Annotated in this window: 13 protein-coding genes; 3 read left to right on the plus strand and 10 right to left on the minus strand. The window is 64.9% G+C overall.

The genetic code is table 11. The annotated features are described in order from the left end of the window. Window positions 1-23: 23 nt before the first annotated feature. The 10 genes from IFT80_RS02675 to xdhA all read right to left on the minus strand — a co-directional run bounded on the left by IFT80_RS02675 (window position 24) and on the right by xdhA (window position 12,944). Window positions 24-794, minus strand: a complete 771-nt coding sequence (locus tag IFT80_RS02675; protein ID WP_192136865.1) for a 3-hydroxybutyrate dehydrogenase — start codon at window positions 792-794, stop codon at window positions 24-26. A gap of 39 nt (window positions 795-833) precedes the next feature. After that, window positions 834-2,411: an ABC transporter ATP-binding protein gene (locus IFT80_RS02680; RefSeq protein WP_192136866.1), complete on the minus strand. Its 1,578-nt coding sequence runs from the start codon at window positions 2,409-2,411 to the stop codon at window positions 834-836. Window positions 2,412-2,542: 131 nt separating this feature from the next. After that, window positions 2,543-3,565, minus strand: a complete 1,023-nt coding sequence (locus tag IFT80_RS02685; protein WP_192136867.1) for an ABC transporter permease — start codon at window positions 3,563-3,565, stop codon at window positions 2,543-2,545. Next, window positions 3,562-4,623: a microcin C ABC transporter permease YejB gene (locus IFT80_RS02690; protein WP_192102134.1), complete on the minus strand. Its 1,062-nt coding sequence runs from the start codon at window positions 4,621-4,623 to the stop codon at window positions 3,562-3,564. Before IFT80_RS02690 ends, IFT80_RS02685 begins: the two co-directional genes overlap by 4 nt. Continuing rightward, complete coding sequence (locus IFT80_RS02695; RefSeq protein WP_192102133.1) at window positions 4,623-6,470, minus strand: extracellular solute-binding protein; 1,848 nt, start codon at window positions 6,468-6,470, stop codon at window positions 4,623-4,625. The genes IFT80_RS02690 and IFT80_RS02695 overlap by 1 nt, the downstream gene beginning before the upstream one ends. 118 nt (window positions 6,471-6,588) lie before the next feature. Next, window positions 6,589-6,870 carry a peptidylprolyl isomerase gene (locus tag IFT80_RS02700; protein WP_122714191.1) on the minus strand — a complete coding sequence of 94 codons (282 nt, stop codon included), beginning with the start codon at window positions 6,868-6,870 and terminating at the stop codon, window positions 6,589-6,591. 88 nt (window positions 6,871-6,958) lie between these two features. After that, window positions 6,959-8,266 (minus strand): guanine deaminase, encoded by a 1,308-nt coding sequence (gene guaD, locus IFT80_RS02705; RefSeq protein ID WP_192136689.1) that lies wholly within the window; start codon window positions 8,264-8,266, stop codon window positions 6,959-6,961. Next, window positions 8,263-9,129: a xanthine dehydrogenase accessory protein XdhC gene (gene xdhC, locus IFT80_RS02710; protein ID WP_192136690.1), complete on the minus strand. Its 867-nt coding sequence runs from the start codon at window positions 9,127-9,129 to the stop codon at window positions 8,263-8,265. The genes guaD and xdhC overlap by 4 nt, the downstream gene beginning before the upstream one ends. Next, window positions 9,122-11,497: a xanthine dehydrogenase molybdopterin binding subunit gene (gene xdhB, locus IFT80_RS02715; protein ID WP_192136691.1), complete on the minus strand. Its 2,376-nt coding sequence runs from the start codon at window positions 11,495-11,497 to the stop codon at window positions 9,122-9,124. The genes xdhC and xdhB overlap by 8 nt, the downstream gene beginning before the upstream one ends. Further along, on the minus strand, window positions 11,490-12,944 hold the full coding sequence (gene xdhA / locus IFT80_RS02720; RefSeq protein WP_192136692.1) for a xanthine dehydrogenase small subunit: 1,455 nt from the start codon (window positions 12,942-12,944) through the stop codon (window positions 11,490-11,492). Before xdhA ends, xdhB begins: the two co-directional genes overlap by 8 nt. Window positions 12,945-13,190: 246 nt before the next feature. Between xdhA and IFT80_RS02725 the strand changes: the two genes are divergently transcribed. From IFT80_RS02725 to zipA, 3 genes are all read left to right on the plus strand, one after another. Further along, window positions 13,191-13,850, plus strand: coding sequence for a GntR family transcriptional regulator (locus IFT80_RS02725; protein ID WP_192057224.1), 660 nt, complete (start codon window positions 13,191-13,193; stop codon window positions 13,848-13,850). A 2-nt stretch (window positions 13,851-13,852) separates the two neighbouring features. Then, a complete protein-coding gene (smc, locus tag IFT80_RS02730; protein ID WP_192136693.1) occupies window positions 13,853-17,341 on the plus strand; it encodes a chromosome segregation protein SMC in 3,489 nt (1,162 codons plus the stop codon). 192 nt (window positions 17,342-17,533) lie between these two features. After that, window positions 17,534-18,457, plus strand: coding sequence for a cell division protein ZipA (gene zipA, locus IFT80_RS02735; RefSeq protein ID WP_192136694.1), 924 nt, complete (start codon window positions 17,534-17,536; stop codon window positions 18,455-18,457). Window positions 18,458-18,463 lie beyond the last annotated feature (6 nt).

Genomic DNA, 18,463 nt, shown 5'->3' on the forward strand with positions numbered 1-18,463 from the left:
CCGGCACGGGGCGGTTCCCCGCGTCATTGCGCCAGCCAGCCACCGTCGATGTTCCACGCCGCACCGCGCACCTGGCTGCCGGCCTCGCTGCACAGAAACATCACCAGTTCGCCCAGATGCTCGGGCGTGACGAATTCCAGCGAGGGCTGTTTTTCCGCGAGCAATTCGCGCTGGGCGTCAACCGGGTCACCACCCGTGGCCGCACGATCATCGATCTGCTTCTGCACCAGCGGAGTCAGCACGAAGCCGGGGCAGATGGCGTTGCAGGTGATCTGCGTAGTCGCGGTTTCCAGGCCGACCACCTTGGTCAGGCCGATCACGCCATGCTTGGCGGCGACATAGGCGGCCTTGCCGACCGAGCCGACCTGACCGTGCACCGAAGCGATATTGACGATCCGCCCCCAGCCTTTCTCACGCATGCCCGGCAGCGCCAGGCGAGTGCCGTGGAACACCGAGGACAGGTTGATCGCGATGATCGCATCCCAGCGCTCAACGGGAAATGCCTCGACCGCCGCCACGTGCTGGATGCCGGCGTTGTTGACCAGGATATCGACACCGCCGAACGTCGCTTGCACGTACTCGAACAGCTCGGCCAGCTGCGTCGGGTCGCTCACGTCGGCACCGTGGTGGGCGACCTGGGTGCCATGCCGGCGTACTTCCGCGAGGGCCGCCGCCGGATCGCCGAAACCGTTGAGCACCACGTTGGCGCCGTGGCGGGCCAGCACCGAGGCAATGCCCAGGCCGATGCCGCTGGTGGAGCCGGTAACCAAAGCCGTCTTGCCGTCGAGTGCCATATGCATTGCCTCTGGGGTTGTCCTGCAATCTATACCACGCTACACCAGCGCCGCCTGCAGTAATTCCTGGGTGTAGGGATGCCGAGGGTCGGTGAACAGTCGGTCGGTAGGGCCGTGCTCCACCACCTGGCCGTCCTTGACCACGATCACATCATGGGCCAGCGCCCGCACCACCGCCAGGTCATGGCTGATGAACAGGTAGGTCAGGCCGTGGCGCTCCTGCAACTGACGCAGCAGTTGCACCACCTGCTTCTGCACCGTGCGGTCGAGGGCCGAGGTCGGCTCGTCCAGCAGAATCAGCGCCGGGCGCAGCACCAGTGCCCGCGCGATGGCGATACGCTGACGCTGGCCACCGGAAAATTCATGGGGGTAGCGGTGCCGCGCCGCGGGGTCCAGGCCGACTTCGCGCAGCACCTGGACGACCTGCTCGTCGCACGCCCGGGCGTTGGCGCCGCTGTGCACTTCCAGACCTTCGCTGATGATCTGCGCCACCGACATGCGCGGGCTGAGGCTGCCGAAGGGGTCCTGGAAGACCACCTGCATCTGCTTGCGCCACGGCCGCATCTGCTTATGATCCAGACCATCGAGTGCCTGGCCCTGGAAGCGAATGCCGCCCTGGGAGTCGAGCAGGCGCAGGATCGCCTGGCCGAGGGTCGACTTGCCCGAACCGGACTCGCCGACGATGCCCAGGGTCTTGCCCTGCTGCACGCTCAGGCTGATGCCGTCCACTGCCTTGACGAACTCGCGCGGCTTGCGAAACAGACCGCCGTCCAGGGGGTACCAGACCTTCAGTCCGTCGACCTGCAACAGTTCCGGCCGATTCTCCTGGCACAGCACCGCGCCGGCCGGTTCAGCGTCCAGCAACAGTTGGCTATAGGGGTGCTGCGGTGCACTGAACAGCTGCTCGCAAGCGGCCTGCTCGACGATTTCGCCGGCACGCATCACGCAGACATGCTGGGCAATGCTGCGCACCAGGTTGAGGTCGTGGCTGATCAGCAGCAGCGACATGCCCAGGCGCTTCTGCAATGACTGCAGCAACAGCAGGATGCGCCGTTGCACCGTCACGTCGAGGGCGGTGGTGGGTTCGTCGGCGATCAACAGCTGTGGCTCGCAGGCCAATGCCATGGCGATCATCACGCGCTGGCGCTGGCCACCGGACAACTGGTGCGGGTAGGCCTTGAGGCGTTTGCGCGGGTTCTGGATGCCGACCATCTCGAGCAATTCCAGGATGCGTGCCTCGGCCTGCTTGCCACCCATGCCCTTGTGCACCAGCAGGGTTTCACCGATCTGCTTGTGCACGGTGTGCAAGGGATTGAGCGAGGTCATGGGCTCCTGGAAAATCATGGCGATGCGGTCACCGCGCATGCGACGTAGGGTCGCTGCATCGGCGCCCACCAGTTCCTGCCCCTGGTAGCGCACGCTGCCGCTGCTGGTGCAAGCGGTGCCGGGCAACAGTTGCAGGATGGAATGGGCAGTCACCGACTTGCCCGAACCCGATTCCCCGACCAGGGCCACGCACTGGCCGACGGGAATGTCGAAGCTCACGTCCTTGACTACCGAATGGCCATTGAACGCCACGCTCAGGTCGCGGATTTCGATGAGGTTTTCAGCGGTCATGGGCAGGGCCTTCTGCGGGTACTGGGATACCGCGTTCGCGGCCACTGGCCGCTCCTACAGGGATTGGTGAAGTGCCTGCATCCACTGTAGGAGCGGTCAGCGGCCGCGAATGAACCCCCACAAATCCCCAGTCAAGCACGCGGATCGAACGCATCGCGCAGCCCCTCTCCAATGAACACCAGCAGCGACAGTATCAGCGCCAGCGTGAAAAACGCGGTAAACCCCAACCAGGGTGCCTGCAGGTTCTGCTTGCCCTGGGCAATCAATTCCCCCAGCGAAGCGCTGCCGGCCGGCATGCCGAAACCGAGGAAATCCAACGCCGTCAGCGTGGAAATCGCCCCGGTCAGAATGAACGGCAGAAAGCTCAGGGTCGCGTTCATGGCGTTGGGCAGAATGTGCCGCAGAATGATCTTGCGGTCCGACAACCCCAGCGCTCGCGCTGCCTTGACGTATTCCAGATTGCGCCCGCGCAGGAACTCGGCGCGCACCACGTCCACCAGCGCCAACCAGGAAAACAGCGCCATGATCCCCAGCAACCACCAGAAATTGGGTTCGACGAAGCCCGACAGGATGATCAGCAGGTAAAGCACCGGCAGCCCAGACCAGACCTCCAGCAGACGCTGGCCGAACAGGTCCACCCAACCGCCGTAGTAGCCCTGCAGAGCACCGGCGCCGATGCCGATCAGCGAGCTGATCAAGGTCAGCGCCAGGGCGAACAGGATCGACACTCGCGCACCGAAGATGACCCGCGCCAGCACATCGCGCGACTGGTCGTCGGTGCCCAGCCAGTTGGTGGTCGACGGCGGGCTGGGCGCCGGTTGGCTCAGGTCGTAGTTGGGCGTGTCGGCGCTGAACGGAATCGGCGGAAACAGCATCCAGCCGCCGCGCGCCTCGATCAACTGCCGCACATAGTCGCTGCGGTAGTCGGCCTGGAACGGCAGCTGGCCGCCGAATTCCTGCTCGGTGTGGCGCTTGAACACCGGGAAATACAGCTCGCCGTCGTACTTGAGCACCAGCGGTTTGTCATTGGCGACCAGTTCGCCGCCCAGCGTCAGGGCGAACAGGGCCAGGAACAGCCACAGCGACCACCAGCCGCGACGGTTCTGCTTGAAGCGGTCCAGGCGACGACGGGCCAGGGGCGACAGGCGCATCAGGCATTCCTCGCACTGAAGTCGATGCGGGGATCGACCAGGGTGTAGCACAGGTCGCCGATCAGTTTGATCAGCAGCCCCAGCAGGGTAAAGATGAACAGCGAGCCGAACACCACCGGATAATCCCGCGCCACGGCGGCCTCATAGCTCAGGCGACCGAGCCCGTCGAGGGAGAAGATCACCTCGATCAGCAACGAACCGGCGAAGAACACGCTGATGAACGCCTGTGGCAGGCCGGCCACCACCAGCAGCATGGCGTTGCGGAACACGTGGCCGTACAGCACCCGTTGCTCGCTCAGGCCCTTGGCCCGCGCCGTCACCACGTATTGCCGGGTGACCTCGTTGAGGAAGGAATTCTTGGTAAGAATGGTCAAGGTAGCGAAACCACCGATCACCAGCGAGGTGACCGGCAGCACCAGGTGCCAGAAGTAGTCGGCGACCTTGCCCAGCACGCTGAGCTCGGCGAAATTGTCCGAGACCAGCCCGCGCACCGGAAACCAGTTCAACGAGGTGCCGCCGGCGAACACCACGATCAGCAGCATGGCGAACAGGAACGCCGGCATGGCATAGCCGATGATGATCAGGCTGCTGCTCCAGATGTCGAAGCGGCTGCCATGCTGCACCGCCTTGCGGATGCCCAGCGGGATCGACACCAGGTAGGTGATCAAGGTGGCCCAGAAGCCCAGCGAGAGGGTCACCGGCATCTTGTCCAGGATCAGGTCGGTGACCTTGGCGCCGCGAAAGAAGCTGCTGCCGAAATCCAGCACCGCGTAGCTCTTGATCATCAGCCACAGGCGCTCGTGGGCCGGTTTGTCGAAACCGTACTGGCGCTCGATGTCCTTGATCAGTTTCGGGTCCAGGCCACGGCTGGCCCGCGAGCCGCCCTGCAGCGTGTCGCCGCCGCCACCGGTGACGCTGGCGCCGCCTACGCCCTGCAGGCGCGCGATGGCTTGCTCGACCGGGCCGCCCGGCGCGGCCTGGACGATGGCGAAATTGACCAGCAGGATCGCCAGCAAGGTCGGCACGATCAGCAGCAGGCGACGTAGCGTGTAACCCAGCATCAGTGAGTCTTCCCTGTCAGGCGGTCACGCATCTGTTCGGTGGTCAGCGCCGTCGCGCTGACCTCCCACCAGGTTTCGATGGCCGGGTCATTGGGCGCTGGCGAGGCGGGCATGCCGAAGCGGTTCCACCACACCGTGGAGGTGCCCGGCGGGTAATAGTTGGGCACCCAGTAGTAGTTCCACTGCAGCACTCGGTCGAGGGCGTGCGCGTAGTCGCGCATCTGCGGTTGCGTGCTGGCCGCGCCGAGGCCATTGATCAACTGGTCCACGGCCGGGTCCTTGAGCACCATCAGGTTGTTCGAGCCGGGGTCGGTGGCCACGCTCGAGCCAAAGAAGTTGTACAGCTCGATGCCCGGCGTCGGGGTCACCGGGTAGCCGCTGATGATCATGTCGTAGTCGCGCGCCATCAAGCGGTTGACGTACTGCGAGGAATCGATGCGACGAATCTCCATGGTGATGCCGATCTGCGCCAGGTTGCGTTTCCACGGCAGCAGCAAGCGCTCCAGACCGTTCTGGGTATTGAGAAAGGTGAAGCTCAGCGGCTGGCCTTCGGCGTTCACCAGACGGTCGCCGTCCGCATGCCAGCCGGCCAGTTGCAGCAAACGCAGCGCCTGCAGCTGCTTGTCGCGGATCACCCCGGAGCCGTCGCTGACGGGCGCATGAAAGACTTTGCTGAACACTTCATCCGGCACGTGGCCACGCAGTTTTTCCAGAATCTGCAATTCGCCGTCGCTGGGCAATTCACGGGCGGCCAGCGGGCTGTTGGAGAAGAAGCTCTGCTGCCGGATGTACATGCCGCGCATCATCTGCCGGTTACTCCATTCGAAGTCCCAGAGCATGGCCAGCGCCTGGCGCACGCGGCGGTCCTGGAACACCGGTCGCTGCAGATTGAAAATGAAGCCCTGGGCCGATTGCAGGCCCTGCTTGGCCAGGTGCGCGCGTTGCAGGCGGCCATCGTCGAGCGCCGGGCCGTTGTAGCCGATGGTGTAGGCGGTAGCGGAGAACTCGCGGTTGTAGTCGTAACCGCCGCCGCGCAGCACCTGGCGGGCCACGTCGGTGTCGCCGAAGTACTCGATGCTGAAGCGGTCGAAGTTGTACATGCCGCGTGCTTCGGGCAGGTCCTTGCCCCACCAGTCGGGGTTGCGCTGGAAGGTGATGCTGCGGCCGTTGTCGATCTTGTCGATACGGTACGGGCCGCTGCCCAGCGGTGCCTCGAAGCCGCCGCCGTTGGCGAAGTCGCGGGTTTTCCACCAGTGTTCGGGCAGCACCGGCAGCGTCGCCAGGTCCAGCGGCAGGGTGCGGCTTTCGGCGCTCTTGAAGTTGAAGCGCACCTGCCGTGGGCCCTCGACCTGCACGTCCGCCACATTGGCGAACTGCGTGCGGTAGCCCAGGCTGCCTTCGCGCATCAGCAGTTCGAAGGTGTAGCGCACGTCCTGCGCGGTGATCGGCTGGCCGTCGGCGAACACCGCCTTGGGGTTGAGGTAGAAGCGCAGCCACAGGCCGTCTTCACTGCGCTCCATGCGCTCGGCCACCAGCCCGTACACGGTGTACGGCTCGTCCAGCGAGCGCACCGCCAGAGGGGCGTAGAGCAGGCCGTCCACCTGGCTGACGCCGATGCCTTTGTCGATGTACGGCAGAATGTGGTCGTACTGGCCGATCTCCACCGCCGAGCGGCGCAGGCTGCCGCCCTTGGGCGCATCGGGATTCACATAGTCGAAATGCTGGAAGTCGGCAGGGTAGCGGGGCGCTTCGCCGTAGACGGTCAACGCGTGCTGCGGCGCAGCCTGGGCATTGCTCGCGGTAGTGAACAGGGCACAAAGAACGAATGAGAGGAAAGCTGCGCGCATTGTCTGCCTGAGTCGAAGAGCGAAGGGTGCAGCCTAACATCATGGCCCGGTGGCATTGCAAATGCAGAACGGCCCGCGATAGACGGGCCGTTCGGGTGTAACGCAGACCGTGGACCGATCAGTCCTGACGGCTGGTCACTTCCAGCAGGTGGTAACCGAACTGGGTCTTCACCGGGCCCTGCACGACGTTGATCGGCGCGCTGAATACGACGGTGTCGAATTCCTTGACCATCTGGCCTGGGCCGAACGAACCCAGGTCGCCACCTTGGCGGCTGGACGGGCAGGTGGAGTTGGCCTTGGCGATCTCCGCGAAATCGGCGCCGCCTTCGATCTGGGATTTGAGGTCGATGCACTTGGCTTCGTCGGCGACCAGGATGTGGCGGGCAGTGGCTTTAGCCATGATGATTCTCCTTTCTGAAAAAGTGGGCAGGGTACCCGATTGAGGGGGCATTTTCCTGCAAAAGTTCCATACGAATGTGTACGGACGCTCAGTCGCGGCAATGCACCTGGCGCCCTGCGGCGTAGGTCTGCAGCACCGCGCGGTCGTCGCCCAGGGTCATCAGCACGAACAGCACTTCCTCGAAGGTCTTGGCCTGGCCGATGCGATAGCTCAGCAGCGGCGTGGCATGGTAGTCGAGCACCACGAAGTCGGCGTCGGTGCCTGGTTGCAGCGTACCGATACGGTCTTCCAGGCGCAGTGCGCGAGCGCCGCCCAGGGTCGCCAGGTACAGCGACTTGAACGGGTTGAGCTTTTCGCCCTGCAACTGCATGACCTTGTACGCCTCGTTCAGGGTCTGCAACAGCGAGAAGCTGGTGCCACCACCGACATCGGTGCCCAGGCCGACATTGACCTTGAAGCGCTCGGCCTGGGGCAGGTTGAACAGGCCGCTGCCCAGGAACAGGTTCGAGGTGGGGCAGAAGGCGATGGCCGAGCCGGTTTCGGCCAGCCGCTGGCATTCCTCGTCGCACAGGTGCACGCCGTGGGCCAGCACCGAGCGCTCGCCGAGCAATTGGTAGTGGTCGTACACGTCCAGGTAGTTGCGCCGCTCGGGGAACAGCGCCTTGACCCACTCGATTTCCTTGAGGTTCTCGCTGATGTGGGTCTGCAGGTAGACGTCCGGGTATTCGCGCAGCAATTGCCCGGCCAGGGTCAACTGCGCCTCGCTGCTGGTCGGCGCGAAGCGTGGCGTCACCGCGTAGTGCAGGCGGCCCTTGCCATGCCAGCGCTCGATCAGCGCCTTGCTCTGGGCATAGCTGCTCTGGGCGGTGTCGGTCAGGTAGTCCGGGGCGTTGCGGTCCATCATCACCTTGCCGGCGATCAGCCGCAGGTCGAGGGCCTCGGCGGCTTCGAACAGGGCGTCGACCGATTCGGGGTGAACGCTGCCGAACACCAGCGCGGTGGTGGTGCCGTTGCGCAGCAGTTCCTTGAGGAAGATATCCGCCACCTGGTCGGCATGGGCCTTGTCGCTGAGCTGGCCTTCGCACGGGAAGGTGTACTCGTTCAGCCAGTCCAGCAGTTGCTCGCCATAGGAACCGACCATGCCGGTCTGTGGAAAATGAACGTGGGTGTCGATGAAACCGGGGGTGATCAAAGCATCCGGGTAATGACTGACCTCGACGGTGGCCGGCAGGGTCGGCAGCACCTCGTCGGCCGCGCCCAGCGCCAGGATGCGACCGTCCTCCACCACCAGCACGCCATCGGCGAAGTATTGGTAGGAAGCCTGGACACCGACCAGGGCAGGGTCGTCGAGGCTGTGCAGGATCGCGGCGCGATAGGCTTTGCGGGTAAGGCTCATGGTGCATCTCTCAAGGTAACGGGGCTGCGGCGCGAGCGCGGCAGCAGTTGGGCGACCTCCGGCGAGCTGGCTGTCCCCGGCTCGGCGCGGGCGCCAAAGTGCGCATTGTAGGTGGCGATGATCTCGGCGGCGATGGAAACGGCGATTTCCATCGGCAGCTTGCCTTTCACTGCCGCCAGGCCCATGGGGCAGCGCATGCGCTGCACTACACTGGGCGCGATGCCGCGGTCGCGCAGGCGATGCTCGAAGCGGGCGCGCTTGGTGGCCGAGCCGATCAGGCCGAACCAGGTGAAATCGTTGCGTTTGAGAATGGCCCGGGTCAACTCCAGATCGAGCGAGTGGTCGTGGGTCATGACGATGCAGTAGCTGCCCGCCGGCAGGCTCGCCACTTCATCCACCGGCTCGTCGGTGATCACCTGGCAGACCCCGTCGGGCAGGCTTGGCGGAAACTCGTCGGCCCGCGAGTCGACCCAGCGCACCCGGCACGGCAGGCTCGCCAGCAGGGGCACCAGCGCGCGGCCGACGTGGCCGGCGCCGAACACCACCACCTGGGCCTGCGCCTGCAGCATGGGCTCGAACAGCAGCACCGTCGCACCGCCGCAGCATTGGCCCAGGCTGGCGCCCAGGCTGAAGCGTTCCAGACGCGTGGTGCGGGTGCCTTCGGCGAGCATCTGTCGAGCGGTGTGCAGGCACTTGTACTCCAGATGACCGCCGCCGATGGTGTCGTACAGGGCGGTGGCACTGACCACCATCTTGGCCCCGGCGTTGCGCGGCGTGGAGCCCTTTTCTTCGATGATGGTCACCAGCACGCAGGCTTCGCCGCGGGCCTGATGCTCGGCCAGCGCGCCGATCCAGTCAGTCATGGGCAGTGCTCCCCTCGGTCGCCTTGCGCATCTGCTCGCAGCCCCAGAGCACCCGTTCCGGGGTGGCGGGGGCGTCGATGTTCGGTTGCAGGCGGTAATCACCCAGGCTCGCCACGGCGTCCTTGATTGCGCACCAGGCGGCGATGCCCAGCATGAACGGCGGCTCGCCCACGGCCTTGGAATGGAACACCGTGTCTTCCGGGTTCTTGCGGTTCTCCACCAGGTGCACGCGCAGATCCTGTGGCATGTCGGCCACCGCCGGAATCTTGTACGAGGCCGGCCCGCTGGTCAGCAGCTTGCCTTGGTCGCTCCACACCAGTTCCTCGCACGTCAGCCAGCCCACCCCCTGCAGGAAGCCGCCTTCCACCTGGCCGAGGTCGATGGCCGGGTTCAACGAGGCGCCGACGTCATGCAGGATATCGGTACGCAACAGCTTGTACTCGCCGGTCAGCGTGTCGATCAGCACTTCGCAGCACGCCGCGCCGTACGCGAAATAGTAGAACGGTCGGCCGCGCGCCAGGCTGCGGTCGTAGTGGATCTTCGGCGTCTTGTAATAACCGGTGCTGGACAGCGGCACCTGGCCCATCCACGCCTGCTGCACCAGGCTCTGGAACGTCAGCAACTGGTCGCGTACGCGCACGTGGCCGTTGCTGAACGCCACGTCTTCTTCACTGACCCGATAGTGCCGGGCGGCGAACTCCACCAGCCGCTGCTTGAGGATCAGCGCCGCGTTCTGCGCCGCCTTGCCGTTCAGGTCGGCCCCGCTGGAAGCCGCGGTGGGGGAGGTGTTGGGCACCTTGTCGGTATTGGTCGCGGTGATCTGGATGCGGCCGATGTCGACCTGGAACACCTCGGCCACCACCTGCGCGACCTTGACGTTCAAGCCCTGGCCCATTTCGGTGCCGCCGTGGTTCAGGTGAATGCTGCCGTCGGTGTAGATATGGATCAGCGCCCCGGCCTGGTTGAGGAAGCTGGCGGTGAACGAGATACCGAACTTCACCGGGGTCAGTGCCAGGCCTTTCTTCAATATCGGGCTGTCGGCGTTGAACGCGCGGATCGCCTCGCGGCGCGGGCCATAGTCGCAGCTGGCTTCGAGCTCGGCGGTGATCTCTTCGAGCAGGTTGTGCTCCACCGTCTGATAGTAGTGGGTGACGTTGCGCTCGGTCTTGCCGTAGTAGTTGGCCTTGCGCACCGCCAGCGGGTCGAGGGCCAGGTGGCGGGCGATGCGGTCCATCACTTCCTCGATGGCGACCATGCCCTGGGGCCCGCCGAAGCCGCGGTAGGCGGTGTTCGACGCGGTGTGGGTCTTGCAGCGGTGGCCATTGATGGTGGCGTCGCCCAGGTAATAGGCGTTGTCGGCATGGAACATCGCCCGGTCGACGATGGATGCCGACAGGTCGGGTGAGTAGCCACAGTTGCCGGCCAAATCCAGATTGATCCCGTGCAGGCGCCCGCTGTCGTCGAAACCGACGTCGTACTCGATGTAGAAGGGGTGGCGCTTGCCGGTCATGAGCATGTCCTCGACCCGCGGCAGGCGCATCTTGGTCGGCTGCCCGGTCAGATGCGCTACCACCGCGCACAGACAGGCCGGGCTGGCCGCCTGGGTTTCCTTGCCGCCGAAGCCGCCTCCCATGCGGCGCATGTCCACCACCACCTGGCTCATCGACACGCCCAGCACTTCGGCCACCAGCTTCTGCACCTCGGTGGGGTTCTGCGTCGAGCAGTAGACGATCATCCCGCCGTCCTCGGTGGGCATCACCGAGCTGATCTGCGTTTCCAGGTAGAAATGCTCCTGGCCACCGATGTGCAGGCTGCCCTGCAGGCGATGGGTGGCGCTGGCCAGGGCGGTCGCCGAATCGCCGCGCTGGTGGGTGTGGCTGTCGAGCACGAAATGCTTCTGCCGCAGCGCCTCGACCACGTCCAGCACCGGCGGCAGATCTTCGTACTCGATCACGGCGGCCATCGCCCCGCGGCGGGCGCTGTCGAGGTCGCGCGCCGCCACGGCCAGCACCGGCTGGCCAACGAACTCGACCTTGTCGATCGCCAGCAGCGGGTCGCCCGGCAGCAGCGGGCCGATGTCCTTGAGGCCGGGAATGTCCTCGTGGGTGATCGCCAGGCGCACGCCGGGAATGGTGTAGCAGGCCGACGTGTCGATGCGCACGATGCGCGCGTGGGCACGGTCGGAAAGCCGGGCGTACACGTGCAGCTGGTTGGGGAATTCCAGGCGGTCGTCGATGTACACCGCCTCACCGGTGACGTGCTTGTCGGCGCTGTCGTGCTTGACGCCCCGGCCAACGCCGGTGGTCAGGCCCTGGGCGAACAGTTCAGCCATGCGTGCCTGGCTGTCGGGCGCTGGATGCTCAGACATGGGCGCTCACCCGCGTTTGAATGTGTGGCGACTGCAGCTCGATGAAACACTTGCGCAGCAGGTTCTGTGCGGTCAGCAGGCGGTACTGCTTGCTCGCGCGAAAATCCGACAGCGGTGTGAAATCCTCGGCCAGGGCGGCACAGGCGGCCTCGACGCTGGCCTTGTTCCAGGGCTTGCCGAGCAGTGCCGATTCGCAGGCCGCAGCGCGTTTGGGAATTGCCGCCATGCCGCCAAAGGCGGCGCGCACCTCGTGCACCACACCGTCTTCGATCAACAGGTCGAACGCGGCGCAAACCGCGGAAATGTCATCGTCCAGGCGTTTCGACACCTTGTAGGCGCGGAAAGCCCGGCGCGGGTCGGCGCGCGGCACGATGACCTTCTCGATGAACTCGCCGTCTTCGCGAGCGGTGATGCGGTAGTCGATGAAATAGTCCTGCAGGGGCAGGGTGCGGCTGCGCGAGCCTTTGCGCAGTACCACCTGCGCGCCCAGGGCCAGCAGCAGCGGCGGGGTATCACCGATCGGCGACGCATTGCCGATGTTCCCGCCCAGGGTGGCCTGGTTGCGGATCTGCAACGAGGCGAAGCGGTGCAGCAGGTGGCCAAAATCCGCGTACTCGTGCGCCAGTGCCTGATAGCAGTCGGTCAGCGGCGTGGCTGCGCCGATCTCCAGGCGGTCGTCGAACGTCTCGATGCGCTTCATCTCGGCTACGTGGCCCACGTAGATCATCACCGGCAGCACCCGGTGCGCCTGGGTGACCTCCAGCGCCAGGTCGGTGCCGCCGGCCAGCAGCCGTGCCTCGGGCTGCTCGCTGTACAGTTCGGCCAGATCGGCTACGGTCAAGGGCATCAGGCAACGGTTGTTGCCACCGTGCAGCTCGTCGGTGTGCGCCGGTGCAATGGTTTTCAGCCTGGCGATGGTCTGCGCCTGCTGGCTGTCGAACTGATCGGGCAGCGCGGGTCCGCCGCAGGCCTGGGCCGCGGCGTCGAGAATCGGCCGGTAGCCGGTGCAGCGACACAGGTTGCCGGCCAGTGCTTCGCAGGCCTGATCGCGGCTGGCCTGGGGTTGGTTCTTCTGCAGGGCAAACAGCGACATGACGAAGCCAGGGGTGCAGAACCCGCACTGCGAGCCATGGCAATCGACCATGGCCTGCTGCACGCTGTGCAGACGGCCCTGATGCTTGAGGTCTTCGACACTGAGCAGCTGCTTGCCGTGCAGGCTGGCGACGAAGGTCAGGCACGCGTTGCTGCTGCGATAGCGGATATGCGTCTGCGCACCGTCTTCCACCAGTTCGCCGATCACTACCGTGCACGCACCGCAATCGCCGCTGGCGCACCCCTCTTTGGTGCCTGGCCGCGCCAGATCGGTGCGCAGGTAGTCGAGCACGGTCAGGTTCGGGTCCAGGGCATGCTCGGTATGCAGCTGTTGATTCAAGAGAAACTGGATCACGGATGGCCTCACGACACCTGATTCTTGGGTCTGCCTTGAGCAGAATCTATGCGGCGGCCGGGAAGGGGTCAACGATTAGCTGACCTGCGGGTCAGGAAGTTTCTCGAACCCGTTGCCTGCACCCCGGCAGTCCTGCTTTTGCCAAGCCACATCCGTGCCAACTGCCGCCTTTGCCGTTCAATTGGAGTACACTGCGCCGCATGCTTTGATCACAGCTTGCCGATTACCGATTGTCGAAGGAAACCCATGACGTTCAAGGCGCCGGACAGCCTCGCCGAGCAAATTGCCCATCATCTGGCCGAGCGCATCATCAGCGGTGAGCTCAAGCCGGCCGAGCGCATTCAGGAACTCAAGGTCACCCAGGCGCTGAACGTCAGCCGCGGCTCGGTGCGCGAAGCCCTGTTGATTCTCGAGCGCCGCCACCTGGTCGAGATCCTGCCGCGGCGCGGCGCCCAGGTCAGCGAACTCACCGAGCACAAGGTGCGCAGCCTCTGTGCCCTGATGGGCGAGATGTACATCATGCTCGGCGACGCCGTGGCCCAGCGCTGGCAGACCGAGGCCGACCTCGCACCGTTCCTGGTCATCCAGCAACGCCTGCAGACCAGCTACGAGCGCCAGGACATCACCGCCTTCGTCGAGGACAGCTTCAACGTCATGCGCGCCGCCTATCCGTTCGCCAACAACCCGTACCTGCAAGAAACCATCGAGAACCTCCAGCCGGCCATGAACCGCACCTACTACCTGGCCCTGGAGCAGCGCAAGGCCTCGATGAGCGAATACCTGGCGTTGTTCGGGCGGCTGCTGCAGGCGGTCTCCGCGCGCGATCCGCAGCTCATCCGCAAGGTTCTCGGCGAATACTGCCAGCGCAGCTGTGAACTGGTGCTCAGCGCCCTGGCGGCGCGCTGAGCATGCGCCTCAAGTGCATTCGCCTGGCCGGGTTCAAGTCGTTCGTCGACCCGACCACGGTCAACTTCCCCAGCAACATGGCTGCCGTGGTCGGGCCCAACGGTTGTGGCAAGTCCAACATCATCGACGCCGTGCGCTGGGTCATGGGCGAGAGCTCGGCGAAGAACCTGCGCGGCGAGTCGATGACCGACGTCATCTTCAACGGCTCCACCAGCCGCAAGCCGGTCAGCCAGGCCAGCATCGAGCTGGTGTTCGACAACAGCGACAGCACGCTGGTGGGCGAGTACGCGGCCTACGCGGAAATCTCGATCCGGCGCAAGGTCACCCGCGAAAGCCAGAACACCTATTACCTGAACGGCACCAAGTGTCGGCGCCGCGACATCACCGACATCTTTCTCGGCACCGGCCTGGGCCCGCGCAGCTACTCGATCATCGAACAGGGGATGATCTCCAAGCTGATCGAGGCCAAGCCCGAAGACCTGCGCAACTTCATCGAGGAAGCCGCCGGCATTTCCAAGTACAAGGAGCGCCGCCGCGAGACCGAAAGTCGCATTCGCCGTACCCATGAGAACCTGGCGCGCCTGACCGACCTGCGCGAAGAGCTGGAACGCCAGCTCGAACGCCTGCATCGCCAGGCCCAGGCGGCCGAGAAATACCAGCAGTACAAAGCCGAGGAACGCCAGCTCAAGGCGCAGCTGTCGGCCTTGCGCTGGCAAACCCTGAACGAGCAGGTGGGCCAGCGCGAAGCGGTCATTGCCGATCAGGAGGTGGCCTTCGAAGCGCTGGTGGCGGAACAGCGCAACGCCGATGCGGGCATCGAGCGCCTGCGCGATGGCCATCACGAGCTGTCCGAACGCTTCAATACCGTGCAGGCGCGCTTCTATTCCGTGGGCGGTGACATCGCCCGTGTCGAGCAGAACATCCAGCACGGCCAGCAGCGCCTGCGCCAACTGCAGGACGATTTCAAGGAAGCCGAACGCGCTCGCCTGGAAACCGAATCGCACCTGGGCCACGACCAGACCCTGCTGGCGACCCTGGGCGAAGAGCTGGACATGCTCGAGCCCGAGCAGGCAATCAGCAGTGCCGCCGCCGAAGAAGCGGCGGCGGCGCTGGAAGAAGCGGAAACCCGCATGCACGGTTGGCAGGAGCAGTGGGACCGGTTCAATACGCGCTCCGCCGAGCCGCGACGTCAGGCCGAAGTCCAGCAGGCGCGCATCGCCCAGCTGGAACTGTCGATGCAGCGCCTGGCCGAGCGGCAGCGGCGGCACAGCGAAGAGCGCGAACTGCTGGCGGCCGACCCGGAAGACGCCGCCATCCTGGAATTGGCTGAACAGCTGGCCAGCAGCGAAATGCTCATCGAAGAGTGGACCGCCGAGGAACGGCAACAGGCCGAACAGCTGGACGCTACCCGTCAGCAACTGCAACAGGCGACCCAGGCCCAGCAACAGGCCCAGGGCGAGCTGCAGCGGCTCAACGGCCGCCTGGCTTCCCTCGAGGCTTTGCAGCAGGCCGCGCTGGATCCGGGCACGGGCACCGCGCAGTGGCTGGATCAACAGGGGCTGGCCGGCCATCCGCGCCTGGCCGAAGGGCTGCGCGTCGACCCCGGCTGGGAGCTGGCGGTGGAAACCGTGTTGGGCGCCGATCTCCAGGCAGTGCTGGTCGATGATCTGCAAGGCCTCGACCTGGCCGGCTTCGATCAGGGCGAACTGCGCCTGATCAGCGCGGCTGCGGGCGCCATAGCCTTGCCAGGCAGCCTGCTGCACAAGGTCCACAGCCAGGTCGACCTGAGCCCCTGGCTCGCGGGGGTGCGAACGGTCGCCGACCTCGACACCGCGCTGGCCCAGCGCAGCCAATTGGCCGCGGGCGAAAGCCTGGTCAGTCCGGACGGCTATTGGCTGGGTCGGCACTTTCTGCGTGTCAGCCGTGGCAACGACGCCAGTCGCGGGGTTCTGGCCCGCGGGCAGGAGCTGCAGGCCCTGCAGCTGGACGTCGAGTCCCGCGAAGCAGCTTTGGCGCAACTGCAGGAACAGCTTGCGGCCTGCCGTGAACGGCAGGATGCCCAGGAACAGCTGCGCGAACAGCTGCGCCGCCGCATCCAGGATGAAAACCGCCAGCAGGGCGAGCTCAAGGCCACGCTCTCGGCGAGCCGGGCCAGGGCCGAGCAGCTGGCGCTGCGTCGTCGGCGCCTCGACGAAGAACTCGGCGAACTGGCCGAACAGCGCGCCCTGGAACACGAGCAGCTCGGTGAGTCGCGCCTGCAGTTGCAGGACGCGCTCGACGCCATGGCCACCGACACCGAACAGCGCGAACAGCTCATGGCGCAGCGCGACAGCCTGCGCGAAGGCCTGGAGCGCATTCGCCAGGACGCCCGCCAGCACAAGGATCGCGCGCATCAGTTGGCGGTTCGCCTGGGCTCGCTGCGCGCCCAGCACGACTCCACTGGCCAGGCGCTGGAACGCCTGCAATTGCAGGCCGAGCGTTTGGGCGAGAAACGCGAACAATTGAGTTTGAACCTGGAGGAGGGCGAGGCCCCGCTCGAAGAACTGCGCCTGGACCTCGAAGGCCTGCTCGAACAGCGCATGGCCGTCGACGAAGAAATGCGCCACGCGCGGCTGGCACTGGACGATGCCGATCGCGAGCTGCGCGAGGTCGAAAAACGTCGCACCCAGGCCGAGCAGCAGAGCCAGCTGTTGCGCGGCCAGCTGGAACAGCACCGCCTGGAGTGGCAGGGGCTCAGCGTGCGGCGCAAGACTCTGCAGGAGCAGCTGCAGGCCGACGGCTACGACCTGCACGGCGTGCTCGCCACCCTCGACGTGTTGGCCAGCGAGCAGGAGGCCGAGGAAGAACTGCACCGTATCGACGGGCGCATCCAGCGCCTGGGCGCGATCAACCTCGCGGCCATCGACGAATACCAGCAGCAATCCGAGCGCAAGCGCTATCTGGATGCGCAAAACGCCGATCTGGCCGAAGCGCTGGACACCCTGGAAAACGTCATTCGCAAGATCGACAAGGAAACCCGCAGCCGCTTCAAGGACACCTTTGACCAGATCAATGCCGGTTTGCAGGCACTTTTTCCAAAAGTTTTCGGTGGTGGCAGTGCTTATCTGGAACTGACGGGCGAAGATTTACTCGATACAGGGGTGACGATCATGGCGCGTCCGCCCGGCAAGAAGAACAGCACCATTCATTTGCTCTCCGGTGGAGAGAAAGCCTTGACCGCACTGGCCCTGGTTTTCGCTATCTTCAAACTGAATCCGGCGCCGTTCTGCATGCTCGACGAAGTCGATGCACCGTTGGACGACGCCAACGTCGGTCGTTACGCCCGGTTGGTGAAAGAGATGTCGCAGACGGTGCAGTTCATCTATATCACCCACAACAAGATCGCCATGGAGATGGCCGATCAGTTGATGGGGGTGACCATGCACGAACCCGGTTGCTCGCGACTGGTGGCCGTGGACGTGGAAGAGGCATTGGCCATGGTCGAGGCCTGAAAAACCCTTATCATGGCGTTAAAATCGAGCCAAATGCGACAGACGGTGTAAAGTTGTTTCTGGTCGTGCTAGTTTTACCAAAGTCTTGTTTACGCGTGGGAAAACGCCTGTCAGAACATACAGTTGGCGCCACGTCTTAAAGAGGGTTCACACCCTTTATTTTTCAGCATTTTTATAGAGGCACGGGATTACATGGAAATCGGTCTGCGCGAGTGGCTGATCCTCATCGGCATCATTGTCATTGCCGGTATTCTTTTCGACGGCTGGCGCCGGATGCGTGGCGGCAAGGGCAAGCTCAAGTTTCGCCTGGATCGCAACATCAACAACCTTCCCGAGGAAGACACGGGCGCCGAAGTGCTCGGTCCGCCTCGCGTACTCGATGCTCATAAAGAGCCGCAACTGGATGAGCATGACCTGCCGTCCATGAGCGCCCAGCGCGACGGCGGCAACCAGCGCGCCAAGCGCGAGCCGTCGGCCGACCACGCTGATCTCAACCTGGCCGTGGAGCCGGACGAGATCAAGGAGCCCCGCGAAGCCCGGCCGACCAAGCCTGCACGCGAGCCCAAGCCGACCAAACCGCAGCCTGCGATGAAAGCGGCGCGTGACGCCCACGACGATTTCGCCAGCGAGGGCAAGGGTTTTTCCAGCAGCGGTGCCCCGGCCGTGGAGAAAGACCTGCCACCGGTCGAAGAGGTGCTGGTGATCAGCGTCATCTCGCGCAGCGAGAGCGGTTTCCGCGGCCCTGCGTTGCTGCAGAACATCCTCGAAAGCGGCCTGCGCTTCGGCGAAATGGACATTTTCCATCGTCACGAAAGCATGGCCGGCAATGGCGAAGTGCTGTTCTCCATGGCCAATGCGGTCAAGCCGGGCATCTTCGATCTGGACGATATCGACCATTTCAGCACCCGTGCCGTGAGCTTCTTCCTCGGTCTGCCCGGCCCGCGTCATCCCAAGCAGGCCTTCGACGTGATGGTGGCCGCGGCGCGCAAGCTGGCCCATGAACTGGACGGCGAGTTGAAGGACGACCAGCGCAGCGTGCTGACCGCGCAGACCATCGAGCACTACCGCCAGCGCATCGTCGAATTCGAACGCCGCGCCATGACTCACAAGCGCTAAGTCCGA

Source organism: Pseudomonas sp. CFBP 8771, from assembly GCF_014841695.1.
Taxonomy (GTDB): Bacteria; Pseudomonadota; Gammaproteobacteria; order Pseudomonadales; family Pseudomonadaceae; genus Aquipseudomonas; species Aquipseudomonas baltica.